The organism is Allobosea sp. 05T438, assembly GCF_056396025.1.
In genome coordinates this window covers 356,175-372,934 of record NZ_JBFTKQ010000001.1, presented here as the reverse complement: position 1 = coordinate 372,934, position 16,760 = coordinate 356,175, and the positions used below count along the sequence as shown (strand labels likewise).

Sequence of the window (16,760 nt, the reverse complement as noted above, 5' to 3'; positions counted from 1 at the left end):
TTAAAATTGCTCTACAACTTGATCTAAGAGAAGCACTCCAGCACCGCATAAGAGATCAAACAATTACCCCGCCTTCTGTACGAAGCTATCCAGCACCATCTTCCGGCCGGCCTTGTCGAAATCGACGGTGAGCTTGTTGCCGTCGACGCTGGCGACCGAGCCGGGGCCGAACTTGACGTGGAAGACGCGGGCGCCCTCGCCATAGGCGGATTCGCCGGTGGATTTGGCCGTCAACTCGCCCTCGATCAGCAGCGGGCCGCGCTGGCGCGAGCTTGAACCGAAACCGCGGCCGCTTTCGGAGAAGCCGCTTCCGCCGCCGCCGTTCTTGGCGCGATTCTCCTGCGCGCGCTGCCAGCCCGGCGTGTTGTAGCTGGAGCCGAAGCTCTCCATCCGATCGAAGCGCGAGGCGCCGTAGCCGCCCTGCGAATAGCTGGTGGGGGCCTGCTCGACCTCGACATGCTCCTCCGGCAATTCGTCGATGAAGCGGGAGGGGAGGCTGGTCTGCCAGAGGCCGTGGATGCGGCGGTTCGAGGCGAAATAGAGCTTCAGCTTCTTGCGGGCGCGCGTGAGGCCGACATGGGCGAGGCGGCGCTCTTCTTCCAGGCCGGCGCGGCCGCTCTCGTCGAGCGCGCGCTGGTTGGGGAACAGGCCCTCCTCCCAGCCGGGCAGGAAGACCGTGTCGAACTCCAGCCCCTTGGCGGCATGCAGCGTCATGATCGAAACGCGGGCTTCCGCCTCGCCGTCGGCGACATCCATCACGAGCGAGACGTGCTCGAGGAAGGCCGGCAGATCCGGGAATTCGTCGAGCGAGCGCACGAGTTCCTTGAGGTTTTCGAGGCGCCCGGCGGCATCGGCCGAGCGATCCTTCTTCCACATCTCGGTATAGCCGGATTCCTCCAGCACCAGCTCGGCGAGCTCACCCTGCGGCATGTGCTCGGCGCGGGCCGACCAGCGGCCGAAGGCCTCGACCAGTTCGCGCAGCGCCGTGCGGGCCTTGGGCTTGAGCTCGTCGCTCTCGACCGCGGCGCGGGCCGACTGCATCAGCGAGAAGCCGGTGGCGCGGGCATGGTTGTGCAGGAGCTGGACCGTCGCGTCGCCGAGGCCGCGCTTGGGCACGTTGACGATGCGCTCGAAGGCAAGATCGTCGGTCGGCGAGACCACGCAGCGCAAATAGGCGAGCGCGTCGCGGATCTCGGCGCGCTCGTAGAAGCGCGGGCCGCCGATGACGCGATAGGGCACGCCGGCCTGGACGAAGCGCTCCTCGATTTCGCGCATTTGGGCGGAGATGCGGACGAGCACCGCGACCTGGCCGAGATCCTGGCCCTTGGACTGCATCGCCTCGATCTCGTCGGAGACGAGGCGGGCTTCCTCCTGGCTGTCCCAGGCGCCGGTGATGGTGACCTTCTCGCCGAGCGCATCCTCGGTGCGCAACGTCTTGCCGAGACGGCCTTCATTGCGGGCGATCAGCTTGGAGGCGGTGGCGAGGATATGGCCGGTCGAGCGGTAGTTGCGTTCCAGCCGGATCACGGTCGCGCCCGGAAAATCGTGCTCGAACCGAAGGATGTTGTCGACCTCGGCGCCGCGCCAGCCATAGATCGACTGGTCGTCGTCGCCGACGCAGCAGATGTTGCGGCGTCCTTGGGCGAGAAGCCTCAGCCAGAGATACTGCGCCGTATTGGTGTCCTGGTACTCGTCGACGAGGATGTAGCGGAAGCGGTCGTGATAGGTCTGGAGCACGTCCGGATAGTCGCGGAACAGCGTCAGGCAATGCAGCAGGAGATCGCCGAAATCGACAGCGTTCAGCGCCTTCAGGCGCTCCTGATAGGCGGCGTAGAGCTTGCCGCCCTTGCCGTTGGCGAAGACGGCTGCCTCGCCCGCGGGAACGTCCTTGGGCGCAAGACCGCGGTTCTTCCAGCTGTCGATGAAGCCCGCCAGCATGCGGCCGGGCCAGCGCTTCTCGTCGATGCCCTCGGCCTGGATCACCTGCTTCATCAGGCGGATCTGGTCGTCGGTGTCGAGGATGGTGAAGTCGCTGCGCAGGTCAAGCAGTTCGGCGTGGCGGCGCAGGAGCTTGGCCGAGATCGAGTGGAAGGTGCCGAGCCAGGGCATGCCCTCGGCGACGGGGCCGACGAGATGCGCGACGCGCTCCTTCATCTCGCGCGCCGCCTTGTTGGTGAAGGTGACGGCGAGAATCTGGGACGGGTAGGCGCGGCTGGTCGAGATCAGGTGCCCGATGCGGGTGGTCAGCACGCGGGTCTTGCCCGTGCCGGCGCCGGCGAGCACGAGCACCGGGCCTTCCGTAGCCTCGACCGCCTGGCGCTGCTCCGGGTTGAGACCCGCGAGATAGCCGGCCGCCGGCTGTGCGGCGGCGCGCGCGGCCAGCCCGCCGGGGCGGGGCAGGGGAGCGGAAAAGGCGTCGGTATCGGACAAGGGTCTAAGCTGCTCGTGCGTGATTCGTTCTCCGGCGAATATAGGGCGTCAGTGTCGGGATTGCGCCCCCCACCGACAAGGCGTTGAAAATATCGAGCCCTCATCCTGAGGAGCCCCGCAGGGCCGTCTCGAAGGATGCTTCAATAGCCTCCTTGAGGTTCTCCCGCGATCTGGATCATCCTTCGAGACGCAGCCTGCGGCTGCTCCTCAGGACGAGGGCTCGCGTGTGGAGAGGAGGCGCCCATGACTGATGTCGTGTCGCGATCCGGCGGCTGGGAGGTCATCAATCAGGTGCCTGTGCTGGCCGACTACGATGCCTTCTTGGCCGATCCGGTGCTGCCCGGCATCGTCGCGGCCTTCGGGGCCGACTGGGCGCGCGAGCGGCTGCAGGAGGCGGGGCGCACGGTCGGCTCGGCCCGCGTGCAGGAACTGGCCTATCTCGCCAACCGTCACACGCCGGAGCTTCGGGCCTTCGACCGTTTTGGCAATCGCATCGACGAGATCGCCTTCCATCCGGCCTGGCATGAGCTGATGGGGTTCGCCATCGGGCAGGAGACGCATGCGCTGGCCTGGAACCGTCCGGGGCCCGGCGCGCAGGTGGCCCGCGCCGCGCTGCAATATCTCTGGTACGGCGCGGAGAGCGGGATCTGCTGCCCGATCAGCATGACCTATGCCGCCGTGCCGGTGCTGAAACAGGACGCATTGATTTGGGAGCAGTGGGGTTCCCTCGTCACCTCCAATCGCTATGACGCTCGACAAGGACCGGCGCATCTCAAGACCGGCGCGACCGTCGGCACGGCGATGACGGAGACGCAAGGGGGCTCGGATCTGCGCCAGACGCAGACTTATGCCGAGGATAATCGCGACGGAACCCATTCGCTGCATGGCCGGAAATGGTTCTTCTCGGTGCCGCATTCCGACGTCTTCCTGACGCTGGCGCGCACGCCGGAGGGCATCTCCTGCTTCGTCGTGCCGGGCTGGCTGCCGGATGGGTCGCGCAACGGCGTCGCGATCCAGCGGCTCAAGGACAAGGTCGGCAATCGCTCGAATGCCTCATCGGAGGTCGAGTTCCGCGGCGCCATCGGTCGTCTGATCGGCGAGCCGGGGCGGGGCATCCGCACGGGTCTCTCGATGAACCACAATTCGCGGCTGGACATCGCCGCAGCCTCCTCCGGGCTGATGCGGATGGCGGTTTCGCTCGCGGCGCATCACGCGCAGCACCGGCGCGCCTTCCAGAAGGCGCTGATTGACCAGCCGATCATGCAGAACGTTCTCGCCGACCTCGCCATAGAGGCAGAGGCCGCTACCTGGCTGGCTTTCCGGCTCTTCGCGGCGCTCGACCGGCAGGAGGAGTCGGCCGGCGAGCGGCTGCTGGCGCGGGTCGGCGCGCCGATTGCGAAATACTGGATCACGCGGCGGGCGCCGGCCGTCGTCACCGAGGCGCTGGAATGCCATGGCGGCAACGGCTTCATCGAGGAGAACCCGATGGCGCGGCTCTATCGCGAGGCGCCGCTCAACGCGATCTGGGAGGGCTCGGGCAATGTCATCTGCCTCGACGTGCTGCGCTCGCTGGCGCGTGATGAGGGGGCTATCGACGTGCTGCGGGCGGAGTTGCTGTCGGCTGCCGGAGCGGATCGGCACTACGATGCGGCGTTGAAGCGGCTGGAAGGCGAGTTGCCGGACATGATCCGCAACGAGGGGCAGGCGCGGCGATTGACGGAGAGGCTGGCGCTGCTGCTGCAGGGTTCGCTGCTGCTGCGTTATGCGCCGGCTACCGTGGCGGACGCGTTCATCGCCACCCGGCTAGGTGGTGGCTGGTCGGGTCAGTTCGGCGATCTGCCGCCTGCGGTGGACGCGGCGGCGTTGGCGCGCAGGGCTGTGCCGGTTCGTTGAGGCGTCATGCCCGGGCTTGACCCGGGCATCTCTCCATCACCTTTCGTCCTGAGATGGTCGGGTCAAGCCCGACCATGACGTGCTGGTGAACACCGCGCGTGAGCGTCAAGCCGCCTCCGGTTCGAAATTCATCGCCACGCCGTTGATGCAGTAGCGCAGGCCGGTGGGCGGCGGGCCGTCCGGGAAGACGTGGCCGAGATGGCCGCCGCAATTGGCGCAGTGGACCTCGGTGCGGACCATGCCGAACTTGCGGTCCTCGCTGGTCTCGACCGCGCCTTCGAGCGGCTGGTCAAAGCTCGGCCAGCCGGTGCCGCTCTCGAATTTCTTGCCCGACCTGAATAGCTTCTGGCCGCAGCCGGCGCAGGAGAAGGTGCCGGCGCGCTTCTCGTAGTTGAGCGCGCAGGAGCCAGCCCGCTCCGTGCCGTGGCCGCGCAGGATCTGATACTGCTCGGGCGTCAGGCGCTCGCGCCATTCGGCGTCAGTCAGCTGGAAGGGGAAGGTCTCGTCCTGCTTCTTCGGCTCGCCGAACATGCTCATCAGACCCATTGCGATCTCCTTTCGGCCGGGGCGGTGGCCACCTCATCGGCTCTCGTGCCGGCAATATGGCGTCTCGCGCGCTGAATTTCAGCCCCGCCGATCCAAGACGATTTCACGAGGCCGTGGCAATCGCCGGGGCTTCGTCACCTGACCGTCACGCGACTCCTCTAGCAGCCCCGCCACCCGCAAAGGGAGGAAAACCGGTGACGCAACAGGCGACGCAAACGGCGCGCGCGGCCCGCCGCATGACGAGCTCGGGCCTGGGATTGGCCGTCCGACGCAGCAAGAAGCTGTCGAAGGCGGGCATGCTGGAATGGCTGTTCGCCCGCGCCTTCTCCGGCCTGGTCTATCCACAGATCTGGGAAGATCCGGTCGTCGACATGGCGGCGCTGCAGCTCAAGGCCGACGACCATGTCGTGGCGATCGCGTCGGGCTCCTGCAACATCCTTTCCTATCTGACGGCTGCGCCGATCCGCGTCAGCGCCGTCGATCTCAATGCCGCGCATATCGCGCTCGGCCGGTTGAAGCTTGCGGCGCTGGCGCGGATGGAGCGACAGGAGGACTTCCTGCGCTTCTTCGGCCGGGCGAACGTGCGCGGCAACGTCGGCGTCTACGACCGCGAGATCGCTGATCATCTCGACGCCGTCTCGCGCGGCTACTGGGAGGGGCGGGGCCTTAACGGCCAGCGCCGGATCAACGTCTTCGCCAAGGGCTTCTATCGCTACGGCCTGCTCGGCCGTTTCATCGGCACGGGCCATGTGCTGGCGCGGGCGTTAGGCGGCAACCCGCTGATGATGCTGGCGGCGCGCGACCTTTCCGAGCAGCGTGCGCTCTACGAGCAGCATCTCGCGCCGGTCTTCGAGCGCAAGCTGGTGCGCTGGCTCGTGCGCCAGCCGGCCTCGCTCTACGGGCTCGGCATCCCGCCGGCACAGTACAAGGCGCTCGCCGCCGATGGCGAAGACGGCATCCTCGGCGCGCTGAAGCTGAGGCTTGAGCGGTTGGCCTGCGATTTCGACCTGAAGGAGAACTACTTCGCCCAGCAGGCTTTCGGCCGGCGCTATGGCGAGGGGCCGGATGCGGCCTTCCCGCCCTATCTGCAGCCGCGGCATTTCGCGACGGTGAAGGAGCGCGCCCCGAACGTCTCGTATCGCCAGAGCGCGATCACGGCCGTTCTTGAAGACCAACCAGCCGAAAGCTGCGACGCCTATGTGCTGCTCGATGCGCAGGACTGGATGAACGACGCCGACCTCACGGCGCTGTGGTCGCAGATCACGCGGACGGCGCGGCCGGGCGCGCGGGTGATCTTCCGCACGGCGGCCGACGAGCGGCTGCTGCCGGGCCGGGTGCCGGCGGCGATCCTCGATCAGTGGCAGTACGAGGAGGAGCGGAGCCGCGATCTCTGCCGGCAGGACCGCTCGGCGATCTATGGCGGCTTCCACCTCTATGTGCTGAAGGGGGCGGCCCGGTGAGCGCGGCCGAGGCGCCGGGCGGCTCGGCCGCCGGGTTGATGGACCGGATCTACCGGCATCAACGGCATATCTACGACGCCAGCCGGAAGTTCTATCTGCTCGGCCGCGACCAGCTTATCGACGGGTTGCAGCCTCCTCCCGGCGCCGCCGTGCTGGAGATCGGCTGCGGCACCGGGCGCAACCTGATCCAGATCGCAAGACGCTACCCGTCCTGTGCCTGCTACGGGCTCGACGTCTCCAGCGAGATGCTGGCGACGGCGCACGCTTCGGTGGCGCGGGCGGAGCTGGAAGATCGGATCCAGCTTGCCGAGGCAGACGCCACCGGTTTCGATCCGCAGGCGCTGTTCGGCCTTGAGGGCTTCGACCGGATCGTGATCTCCTATGCGCTATCGATGATCCCGCCCTGGCAGGGTGTCGTCGCCGAGGCGCTGCGCCGCCTTAACATGGGCGGCTCATTGCATATCGTCGATTTCGGCGACCAGAGCGGGCTTCCGGCGGCGTTCAAGGCGGTGCTGCTGCGCTGGCTCGCCCTTTTCCATGTCACGCCACGCGAGGATCTGCCGGGAGCAGTGCGGGCGCTGGCGGAAGCTGCCGGAGCCGAATGCCGGCTCGGCGCGCCGTATCGCGGCTATGCGATGCATGCCGTCGTCACGCGCAGCCGCGAGGCTGCGTAGCGGCGCGCCTGCGGAGGTGAAGCAGAAATCCCGAGCTACGCCTGATAGCGCAACACCGCTCAGTGCCGCGTCTCGACCTCGGGCTCGCGCTCTTCGTTCGCTTCCTCGACGCGGATCGCCGACTTCTTCGGCATGCCGATGATGCGCCCGATCGTGGCCGGCAGCGGCATCATGCTGTGGGCCGCCTTCATCAAGGCAAGATTCGCCAGGATGTCGGCAGGGAAGGGCACGACCCTGCGATGGACCATATCGACGTGCAGCGACAGGTTCTCGCTCGTCGCGGCGAGCCAACCCTCATGGGCGTGGCGCATCTCGAGATAGTAATGCAGGCGCTTGTCGTCGAAGTCGATGAGCTGGGCGGTGACGCGGACGAGATCGCCGTCGGTCAGCTCACGCTTGTAGAGGATGTGGCATTCCGCGGTGAAGGTCGAGGCATGGCGTGTCTCGACATAGTCCCGCGTCAGGCCGACGAGCGAGAAGACTTCGTCCACCGCACGGTCGAACAGGACATGATAATAGGCCATGTTGAGGTGGCCGTTGTAGTCGATCCATTGCGGCTCGACCCGCATCGCCGACGAGACGAAGGGCGAGAAGAAGAGCGCCGGAGCGCGTGTATCGTTTGCCATGATCGCCCTCCCTGTCAGGCGCCTCGTTCAAGGGGCCGTCGCAGAATTGCGGCTGCCCATTTCCTCGTCTCGTGATCTAGTATGCACCGGTCGCAATCGGCGTCAGCATCTTGCTCCGACGAATAAAGCCGGATCATGTCGGACCGTAACCAATTGCGAAACCGATCTGTTCCAAGTCTAAGCGCCAAAACCGGATCTTGACAATGAGCCTGCCCGCCACCGCCCTTCATGACGGCCCTGCCTCTGCTGCAGCGCTGCCCCCGTCGCCGGAAGCCGTCGCGGCCGTGACGCAGGCGCTGGCCGCGCGCTTCGGCAACAGGCTCGTCACCAGCCTGGCGGTGCGCCAGCAGCACGGCCACACGCTGACCTGGATCCCGAATTTACCGCCCGATGCGGTGGTGTTCCCACAGAGCACGGAGGAAGTCTCCGAGATCGTGAAGCTCTGCGCCGCCCATGGCGTGCCGGTCATCGCCTTCGGCACCGGCACCTCGCTGGAGGGCCATGTCAACGCGGTCTATGGCGGCATCTGCATCGACATGTCGCAGATGAAGCGGATCATCGCGGTCCACGCCGAGGATCTCGACGTGGTGGTCGAGGCCGGCGTCACCCGCAAGGAGCTCAACGAGCATCTTCGCGACCAGGGCCTGATGTTCCCGATCGATCCCGGCGCGGACGCCTCCATCGGGGGCATGGCCGCGACGCGCGCTTCCGGCACCAACGCCGTCCGCTACGGCACGATGAAGGACAATGTGCTGGCGCTGAAGGCGGTGATGGCCGACGGCTCCATCGTCAAGACCTCGACCCGCGCCCGCAAGACGTCCGCGGGCTACGACCTCACCCGCCTGCTCGTCGGTTCGGAAGGCACGCTCGGCATCATCACCGAGGTCACGCTGAAGCTGCATGGCATCCCGGAGGCGATCGCAGCCGGCGTCTGCCCTTTCCCATCCGTGAAGGCGGCCTGCGACGCGACGATCCTGACCATCCAGACCGGCCTGCCGGTTGCGCGCATCGAACTGCTCGACGACGTGATGATCCGCGGCGTCAACCTGCATGCCAAGCTCGGCCTGCCGGAGACGACGATGCTCTTCGTCGAATTCCACGGCACGGAAGCGGGCGTTGCCGAGCAGTCCGAGCGCTTCGGCGAGATCGCGGCGGAATATGGCGGCGGTCCCTTCGAGTGGGCGACCAAGGCCGAGGACCGCTCCAAGCTCTGGCAGGCGCGCCATGACGCCTATTGGGCGGCGAAGGCGCTGCGGCCCGGCTTCGACTCGGTCGCGACCGATGTCTGCGTGCCGATCTCGCAACTGGCCGAATGCGTCGAGGAGACCAAGCGCGACATCGAGGCCTCCGGGCTGATCGCGCCGATCGCGGGCCATGTCGGCGACGGCAATTTCCACACGCAGCCGCTGGTCGATCTCAACGACAAGGCCGAGGTCGAGCGGGTACAGGCCTTCATCGACAGGCTGGTGAAGCGCGCGCTCGCCATGGGCGGAACCTGCACGGGCGAGCACGGCGTCGGCCAGAAGAAGATGAAGTATCTCGAGCAGGAGCACGGGGCGGAAGCGCTCGCGGTCATGCGGACGCTGAAGCGTGCGCTCGACCCGCAGAACATCCTCAATCCCGGAAAAATCATCGTCCTGTGACATCGGCGCGGCTTGCGCTGCGGGCGCCCTTCGCGAAATGTCGTGATCCTGCCGCGACTTGCCGGCATGATCGCGGGCGGCCGCCGGTTCCGGGCCGGCGGCGCTACACCATGGCGACAGGGATAGAAAGCGGACGTTGCGTGAAAGCCTGACAGTTCTGGCCGGCCTGCTGGTGCTGGCGCTGCTGGCGGCCCTGATCGGCCCCGGCTTCGTCGACTGGCGCGTCTACCGGCCGCAGATCGAGACCAGGCTGAGCGAGGCGCTCGGAGTCGAGACGCAGATCGGCGGCGCCATCGGCCTGCGCCTGCTGCCTTCGCCGCGCATCTCGCTGGAGAACGTCCGGATCGGCGGCGGGGATGGCATGACCAGCGCGGCGGCTGCAGAGCAGGTGACCGTCGAACTGGCGCTGGCCGCGATGGCGCGCGGCGAATTCCGCTTCTCCGAAGCCGAGATCGACGGAGCCACGATCTCGCTTTCCCTCGACGATACCGGCGCGATTCGCCTGCCGGAGCGGACTGGCAAGGGCCTTCCGGCCGAGGCACGGCTCGACAGGCTGCGGATCAGCCGTTCGGCCCTGATCTGGCGAGAGCCGGGCAAGCCTGCGGTCACGCTGACGCCCATCGCGGCGGAGGTTTCCGCCGTCAGTTTCGCAGGCCCCTGGCGCTTCGAGGGCGAGGTGGCGGGCGCATCCCTGCGCGTGACGACCGGCGAGATGGAGGAGAGCGGCAGACTGCGCGCCAAGGCCTTCCTCACCGGCGAGGATCTGCAGCTCAATTTCGACGGCTCTCTGATCCTGCCGACGGCGCCAGGGCGGATCGGCGTCGAGCTCGACGGCGCCTTCGGCCTGTCGCCGGGCGGGGCGGTCTCGCTGTCGGGCAGGGTGAAGGGCGGTGGTCGCCAACTCGACCTTGCCGGTCTCACGCTCGACCTCGCCGGCGGTGCGGCGAGGCTGGAGGGGGAGGGGCAATATCTGCCGGGAACCGGAGCTGGCTCGCTGGCGTTGCGCGCCCGCCGGCTCGATGCCGATGCACTGGCGGCGGCGCTGGCGGAACGCCAGGGCTTCGAGCGGGCGCTGACTGGCCTGCCGGGCGCTCTCGACATCGGCCTCGACCTCGACCAGGTCATCTGGCGCGGCGAGGATCTTTCGACATTCGCGCTGCGCGGGCGCCTGCATGACGGCGGATTAAGCGATGCTTCGGCCTCAGTCCGCGTGGCCGGCGCGTTGATCGGGGCGTCCGGCGGTCTGCAGGGCGAGGGGGCGTCGGGCCGCATCAATCTCAAGGCGGATGATGCGCGGCGCATTGCGCTGGTTCTGGCCAGAGCCGGATTGGACCCGGCCATGGCCGATTTCATCGCCGGGCTCGGGCGCATCGATGCCGATGCGGTCGGCTCCTGGGCGCCGGGGCGGATCGCGTTGCAGCGGCTGCTGGTTGCGGGGTCATCCGGCTTGCGGCTCGACGCGTCAGGGGAGGCTGGATCGGCCAAGCTCGCGGCCAAGGCCACGGTGAGCGGGCTCGCACTCGATACCCTGCCGCCGGGAACAAGCTTCAGCGGATTGTTGAGGCAGCCTGACATCGCGCTCGATCTGACGCTGGCCAATGCACGCTTTCGCAATGCTCCACCGGGCTCGGCCAGCCTCGATATCCGCCGAGAGGGCGATGCCTGGCGATTGAGCCGGCTCTCGGTCAACGGTTTCGGCGGCGTCGACGTCACCGGGGCCGGTTCGTTGCTGGCCGAGGGCGGGGAGATTTCGGGGCGGATCCGTGCGCCACGCGTCGAGACCCTGACGGCACTGGCCGGGCCGCTGCTGCCGGATGCGGCCGTGCAGGCGTTGATGCGGGCGGGCGAGGGGCTGGCGCGGCTGGACAGCGGCTTCCGCCTGACTCGGGCGGCTTCGGGCGAAACCGCGCTCTCGGCAGAGGGCAACGCGGCAGCCGGGAAGCTGACGATCAAGGGCGTGCTCGACCGCGCCGGAAACTGGAATCGCGCCACTCTGGGCTTCGACCTCGCCGACCGGCGGCAGGCCTTCACCGCGCTTGGCCTGCCCGCGCCGATGCAGGGCGGAGCTGGCCGGCTCACGCTCGACATCGACAACGGGCGCATGGTCGGCTCGCTGGCGGGGCCGGGCCTGTCCCTCGTGGTGGAGGATGGCGCCGGGGGGGCGCAGGTCTCGCTGCAAGCCGAAGGGCCGGCCCAGGTTCTGGCGGAGGGGCCGGCGCGGCTGCTGCCCGACGGGGTGCTCGACGCACATGCGCGACTGCAGGTGACTGGCGATGCGGTTCGGCTCGACGGTATCGCGGCCAATCTCGGTGGCATGGCAGCCAGCGGCTCGCTCACCTTGCCGCGCGAGGGGCGCTACACCGGACGTTTCGCGATCCCTGCGGCGGATCTGCGCCAGCTGATCGCGACGGCGCTGGGACCGGCGCCGCCGGCACCCGGGTCGATCTGGTCCACCGCACGGTTCGGGCGCGTCGGCGAGTTGCCGGAACTCGACATCGCGGTCGAGGCCGGCGCGCTCGCTGTCTTCGACGGCGGGACGATCCGCAATGCGAGCTTCGCGTTGCGTTCGGATCAGGACGGGCTGCGGGTCGACGACATCAAGGGTACCTTTGGTGGGGGGCAGGTCTCTGGCCGCCTCGGCCTGCGCCGGGATGGCGGGCTCGCTCAACTCAACGGGCGGCTGGCCCTGACCGCGATCGACATCGTGGAGATGACCAAGGGAGCCGTCGGCGGCAAGGCTTCGGGGCAGGTCGAGTTCGGCGGATCGGGCGAGACACCGGCGCGCCTTATCGCGGGCCTGAGCGGAGCCGGCAGCCTGTCGCTCTCCGGCACGCGCCTCGCCCGCTTCGATCCGAACGCCTATGCCCGCGTCATTGCCAATACGGGCGAGGATGCCTCCGAGAGCGATGCCTCGCGCCTGCAGGACCGGCTGGCCGAGGCTCTCGATCGCGATGCCTGGGCGCTCGGCGATGTAACGTTGCCGTTCACGCTGGCGGGCGGACTCATCCGGCTGCAGCCGTTCAGCTTCGAGCGCAACGGCTTGCGGGCGGAGGCGAGCGGCATCGTCGATCTGCGCGCGCTCAATGCCGATCTCAGGCTCGCTCTCAAGCCCATCGGCGCGCTGCCGAAGGGGTGGCCCGGCGATGCCCCGCAGATCGGGATCGCCTGGCGTGGTCCGCTCTCGAACCTGCGGCGTGAGAGCGATGTCAGCGCGCTCTCGAACACGGTGGCGGCGCGGGCACTGGCGCGCGAGATCGAGCGCGTCGAGGCCTTCGAGGCGGATGCGCGCGAGCGGGCGGTGCATGCCCGGCGCCTGCGGGCCGAGCGCGAGATGCGCGAGAACGAGCGCAAGCTCAATGAATTCCTGAGGGTGCAGGAGGAGGCCCGCCTCGCCGAGGAGAAGCGGCAGGAAGAAGCGCGGCGTGCCGAGGAGCAGCGCAGGCAGGCCGAGGAGAAGCGGGCCGAGGAACTGCGCCGCGCGGAACAGGCGCGTGCCGATCAGGAGGCGCGCCGGAGGGCGGAGTTGGAGGAACGTGCGCGAGCCGCTGCAGAGCGGGCAGCCGTGCAAGCCGCTCCGCCGCAGCCGCAGTCACAGCTCGGCCCGCTCGTCCTGCCGGGCGCGCCGCGCGCCAGCTCTCCGGAAGGCGTCGTTCAGCAGCCGGCTCCGCCGTTGCAGATCCTGCCGGGCGCGCAGCCGCGCAATTGAGTGAGGGGGCTTCAAACCCTTCGCGGGTTTGATTCCCCGCTTCTTCTCAGGCGGCTGAAGTAATCATGGCCCAGCGTTGCCTTGATGCTCAGCGGCGAGCCGCCGGTAATGAGAAAGCGCGTGCAAGCGCAGGGCCGAGGAGAGGTTGAGCTCGCCCCGGCGGGAATCGACTTCGACGACGAGGGCGGAAACCGGCTGGCCTTCGGTGGCGGCGATCTCCTTCAGCGCCTCCCAGAACTCGTCTTCCAGTGAGATGCTGGTGCGATGGCCTGCTATGCTGAGCGAGCGCTTGCGCTCCGAACTCATGCCGGCTCCGGGTCCTTGTCGCCCTGCGCAAGCCTATGCCCGTCGATGTGGCGGGCGGCCTTGTCGCGCTCGGCCTCGGAGAGGCTGCGCTCGGCCTTGGTCCGGCCGAAGCTGATGCGGTTCTGCTCGGCCGCCTTATCCGCCTCCGTGCGCGCCTTCTGCTTGCGGGCGCGGCGGAGATTGATGATCTCGGCCATGAGCGCAGCTCCCTCAGCGCGGGCCGAGCATCTGCTCGGGCTTGACCGTCCTATCGAAGAGATCAGGGTCGACACCGGCCTTGAGCGCTTCCTCGCGCAGCGTCGTGCCGTTGTGATGCGCTGCTTTGGCGATGTTCGCCGCCTTGTCATAGCCGATCGCCGGAGCCAGGGCGGTTACCAGCATGAGTGAGCGCGACAGCAGTTCCTTGAGCTGCGTCTCGTTGGCCTCGATACCTTCCACGCAGTTGGTGCGGAAGCTTTCGGCAGCGTCGGCCAGCAGCCGGACCGACTGCAGGAAGGCGGCGGCGATCACCGGCTTGAAGACGTTAAGCTCGAAATGGCCCTGGCTCGCGGCGAAGCCGATCGTCGCCTGGTTGCCGTGGACCTGGGTCGCGACCATGGTCAGAGCCTCGGCCTGAGTCGGGTTGACCTTGCCGGGCATGATCGAGGAGCCGGGTTCGTTCTCCGGCAGGCTGATCTCGCCGAGACCGGAGCGCGGGCCGGAGCCCATCAGGCGGATGTCGTTGGCGATCTTGAACAGGTCGGAAGCGAGCGCAGCCAGCGCGCCATGGGCGGCAGCGAGTGCGCCGTGGCTTGCCAGCGCCTCGAACTTGTTCTCGGCCGTGCGGAAGGGCAGGCCGGTCAGCGTCGCGACCTCCTTGGCGAAGAGCACGGCGAAATCGGGATGGGTGTTGAGGCCGGTGCCGACGGCCGTGCCGCCCTGCGCCAGCGCGTAGAGCCCGCCGAGCGCGGCCTCGATCCGGCCGATGCCGAGATGGAGCTGCATCGCATAGCCGGAGAATTCCTGGCCGAGCGTGACGGGCGTGGCATCCTGCAGATGGGTGCGACCGATCTTGACGAGATGCCTGAAGGCCTCGGCCTTGGCGTTCAGCGCCTTTTCGAGATTGCGCAGAGCCGGGAGCAGCTTGCGCGTGATCTCGAGCACGGCCGCGATATGCATCGCAGTCGGGAAGGCATCGTTCGAGGACTGGCCGCGATTGACGTGGTCGTTGGGATGGACCGGGCTCTTGGCGCCGAGGCCGGCACCGAGCAGCTCGTTTGCCCGGTTCGCCAGCACCTCGTTGGCGTTCATGTTGGACTGGGTGCCGGAGCCGGTCTGCCAGATCACCAGCGGAAAATGGTTGTCGAACTTGCCGGCGAGCGCTTCGTCTGCCGCCTGGCCGATGGCGCCGGCAACGCGCTGGTCGAGCAGCCCGAGCCGGGCGTTGACATGAGCCGCCGCCTTCTTGACCAGCACAAGGGCATGAACCAGCGGCAGCGGCATGCGCTCACGCTCGCCGCCGATCCGGAAATTCTCCAGAGAGCGCTGCGTCTGCGCGCCCCAATACCGGTCCGCAGGCACAGCGATGGGGCCGAAGGAATCGGTTTCGGTGCGCGTCTCGGTCATGGGAAGGTCCGTCAGGTCTTCTTGCGGAAGGAATCAAGGCTGACGACTTCGGCGCCGCTCTTGCCGTCGTCATCGGTTTCGCCGATCGCCGCGTCGCTGCCCTTGTCCGCGTCCTCTGCCGCCGAGGCCCGCGTCTTCAGCGCGGGCACGCCGGTCGGCACGACCTTGGCGGGAACGGGAGCGGGGGCAGCAACCGACTCGGACTGCGGGGCACCGGCCTCCTCCGGCTCGCCCTGCGTCTCGAACTTCAGACCGAACTGCACGGAGGGGTCGAAGAAGGTCGTCACCGCATCGAAGGGGATGAGCAGCCGCTCCGGCACACCCGAAAAGGACAGGCCGACCTCGAAGGCATGGTCGCTCACGCTGAGGTCCCAGAACTGGTGCTGGAGGACGATCGTCATCTCGTCCGGGTGCTTCTCGCGCAGGCGCTGCGACAAGCGCACACCAGGCGCCCCGGTCCGGAAGGTGACGTAGAAATGATGCTCGCCGGGCAGGCCGTCCCGCGCCGCCTCCGTCAGGATCTTGCGGACGACGCCCTTCAGCGCTTCCTGCACCATCAGATCGTAACGAAGAACATCTTTGGACATCGGGTGCGTTTTTCCGCTTGCTGCTCCGGCGGGAACAGCCGGCAGGCCAGAATGAAAGTGGAGGCTTCTGTTGCCAGGCGCCTCCGGGCCCCGCCTTACGCGGCTAAGCGCAAGGGCTTTGGTTTGGGAACCAGCACCGCTTACGCGGCGACAGCAACCCGAGCATTGTTGTCGTTGGCAACTATGCTTTGGCCCGATAACGGCGGAACCATGCCGAGCAAAAGGACAACTTTTACACCCTCGTCGATCCTATTTCGCCCCCGCCAAAACCCTGAAAGATCAGGGCTTTGGTGGAGGCGCCGGGTACTGCCCCCGGGTCCGAAAGGCTTATTCCGAAATCCGTTTATCGCCATAGCCGCTCTTGCGAGTGGCAATGACGAATATAGGCGCAGCAGCGGCGCGGGGAAAGAGTGCTGAGCCGATTTCGACAGGCAATGCGGCATTCGGGCCTCAATCGAGAATGCGACCATTTCTAATGTCGATGTCGAGGATCATCTCGTCGTCGTCGACGCTGCGGCCGGATATCTCCCAGCGGTCGTCGGCGCGGGTTATTTCCTCGACATGGACGAGGCCGGCGCTCCAGGCGATGTTCCGGGCTTCGCTTTCCGAAATGATGGCATCCACTTCCCGCGCATGCCCGGGCACCGCGATGAGACCGTTCAGCGCGAGCGCGACCAGCAAGCCGGTTCCGGTCGTTTTCATCCACATCGACATATTCCCCGCGAATCAGGCCGCGATGAGCGGCCTGGATTGAGGCGGGTTTGCGGATGCGGACGTTCACGGCCAGTCGCAATGGCGTGAGCCCTGGCGCATCTCGGCATCCCGTTCCGGCGCGAAAATGCTCCAACTCCTTATCCGATCGCATTTTCTTCACGCGCGCCGGTGTCGCGCTCAAGAATGCGCTAGCTGCGTTCCGCCTTGACGGAGGCCGGACGCTCGCGCTCCATCTTGATGACGACACCGTCACTGGCGCGCAGGCCGATCTCGATTTCGGCGCCCGTGCCGTCCCGCCCCTCGACCCTATCAAGCGTCCTTGTCGAGTTTGGCCTCCTCGACGCGGACGAAGCCGTTCTCGGCGGCGATTCGCCTGGCCTCGTCCATCGAGACTGGGGGCGGCGCGGGGTCGATCATCTCGGGCGCCTGGGCGTGGCCCGCATAGCCCAGGAGCCAGAACGGGCCGGAGACGGCGAGCGCCAGGAACGATCTACGCGAAAGCATGGAAATGTCTCCCTCTTGCGGTACGGAGACGGCAACCGGGGGCCTCTGGCATCGTTCCTGCCGTCG

The 16,760-nt window shown here is 67.5% G+C and carries 14 protein-coding genes and 1 other RNA gene; 5 read left to right on the top strand and 10 right to left on the bottom strand.

Translation table 11 applies throughout. The features are described from left to right. Positions 1 to 63: 63 nt before the first annotated feature. Complete coding sequence (locus AC1DIN_RS01845; protein WP_476808466.1) at positions 64 to 2,430, bottom strand: ATP-dependent helicase; 2,367 nt, start codon at positions 2,428 to 2,430, stop codon at positions 64 to 66. Positions 2,431 to 2,673: 243 nt separating this feature from the next. Here AC1DIN_RS01845 and AC1DIN_RS01840 point away from each other — a divergent pair, with 243 nt between their 5' ends. After that, positions 2,674 to 4,323, top strand: coding sequence for an acyl-CoA dehydrogenase family protein (locus AC1DIN_RS01840; RefSeq protein ID WP_476808465.1), 1,650 nt, complete (start codon positions 2,674 to 2,676; stop codon positions 4,321 to 4,323). Between the two features lie 105 nt (positions 4,324 to 4,428). On the opposite strand, the gene msrB is transcribed toward AC1DIN_RS01840, so the two are convergent. Beyond that, positions 4,429 to 4,860 carry a peptide-methionine (R)-S-oxide reductase MsrB gene (gene msrB, locus AC1DIN_RS01835; RefSeq protein ID WP_476808715.1) on the bottom strand — a complete coding sequence of 144 codons (432 nt, stop codon included), beginning with the start codon at positions 4,858 to 4,860 and terminating at the stop codon, positions 4,429 to 4,431. A 203-nt stretch (positions 4,861 to 5,063) separates the two neighbouring features. On the opposite strand from msrB, the gene AC1DIN_RS01830 reads away from it, so the two are divergent. Next, positions 5,064 to 6,329 carry a BtaA family protein gene (locus tag AC1DIN_RS01830; protein WP_476808464.1) on the top strand — a complete coding sequence of 422 codons (1,266 nt, stop codon included), beginning with the start codon at positions 5,064 to 5,066 and terminating at the stop codon, positions 6,327 to 6,329. Next, the gene (locus AC1DIN_RS01825) at positions 6,326 to 7,003 is read left to right on the top strand and encodes a class I SAM-dependent methyltransferase (protein WP_476808463.1); all 678 of its coding nucleotides are present in this window, start codon (positions 6,326 to 6,328) and stop codon (positions 7,001 to 7,003) included. Before AC1DIN_RS01830 ends, AC1DIN_RS01825 begins: the two co-directional genes overlap by 4 nt. A gap of 59 nt (positions 7,004 to 7,062) precedes the next feature. Here the strand turns inward: AC1DIN_RS01825 and AC1DIN_RS01820 are convergent, their stop codons facing one another. Continuing rightward, positions 7,063 to 7,629: a thioesterase family protein gene (locus tag AC1DIN_RS01820; RefSeq protein ID WP_441469659.1), complete on the bottom strand. Its 567-nt coding sequence runs from the start codon at positions 7,627 to 7,629 to the stop codon at positions 7,063 to 7,065. Positions 7,630 to 7,832: 203 nt separating this feature from the next. On the opposite strand from AC1DIN_RS01820, the gene AC1DIN_RS01815 reads away from it, so the two are divergent. Further along, positions 7,833 to 9,272 (top strand): FAD-binding oxidoreductase, encoded by a 1,440-nt coding sequence (locus AC1DIN_RS01815; RefSeq protein WP_476808462.1) that lies wholly within the window; start codon positions 7,833 to 7,835, stop codon positions 9,270 to 9,272. Positions 9,273 to 9,408: 136 nt separating this feature from the next. Next, positions 9,409 to 12,978, top strand: coding sequence for an AsmA family protein (locus AC1DIN_RS01810; RefSeq protein ID WP_476808461.1), 3,570 nt, complete (start codon positions 9,409 to 9,411; stop codon positions 12,976 to 12,978). A gap of 63 nt (positions 12,979 to 13,041) precedes the next feature. Here AC1DIN_RS01810 and AC1DIN_RS01805 read toward each other — a convergent pair whose 3' ends face one another. From AC1DIN_RS01805 to AC1DIN_RS01775, 7 genes are all read right to left on the bottom strand, one after another. Next, on the bottom strand, positions 13,042 to 13,284 hold the full coding sequence (locus AC1DIN_RS01805) for a ribbon-helix-helix domain-containing protein (protein ID WP_476808460.1): 243 nt from the start codon (positions 13,282 to 13,284) through the stop codon (positions 13,042 to 13,044). Next, entirely contained in the window at positions 13,281 to 13,481 is a 201-nt protein-coding gene (locus AC1DIN_RS01800; protein WP_441469655.1) for a DUF4169 family protein, read from the bottom strand. The genes AC1DIN_RS01805 and AC1DIN_RS01800 overlap by 4 nt, the downstream gene beginning before the upstream one ends. A 13-nt stretch (positions 13,482 to 13,494) precedes the next feature. After that, entirely contained in the window at positions 13,495 to 14,889 is a 1,395-nt protein-coding gene (gene fumC, locus AC1DIN_RS01795; RefSeq protein WP_476808459.1) for a class II fumarate hydratase, read from the bottom strand. A gap of 11 nt (positions 14,890 to 14,900) precedes the next feature. Continuing rightward, positions 14,901 to 15,476 (bottom strand): SspB family protein, encoded by a 576-nt coding sequence (locus AC1DIN_RS01790; RefSeq protein ID WP_476808458.1) that lies wholly within the window; start codon positions 15,474 to 15,476, stop codon positions 14,901 to 14,903. A gap of 56 nt (positions 15,477 to 15,532) precedes the next feature. Continuing rightward, positions 15,533 to 15,888, bottom strand: a transfer-messenger RNA (tmRNA) gene (gene ssrA, locus AC1DIN_RS01785). Positions 15,889 to 15,926: 38 nt separating this feature from the next. Continuing rightward, on the bottom strand, positions 15,927 to 16,184 hold the full coding sequence (locus AC1DIN_RS01780; RefSeq protein ID WP_476808457.1) for a hypothetical protein: 258 nt from the start codon (positions 16,182 to 16,184) through the stop codon (positions 15,927 to 15,929). Between the two features lie 315 nt (positions 16,185 to 16,499). After that, positions 16,500 to 16,694 carry a hypothetical protein gene (locus AC1DIN_RS01775; RefSeq protein WP_476808456.1) on the bottom strand — a complete coding sequence of 65 codons (195 nt, stop codon included), beginning with the start codon at positions 16,692 to 16,694 and terminating at the stop codon, positions 16,500 to 16,502. Positions 16,695 to 16,760: the final 66 nt, after the last annotated feature.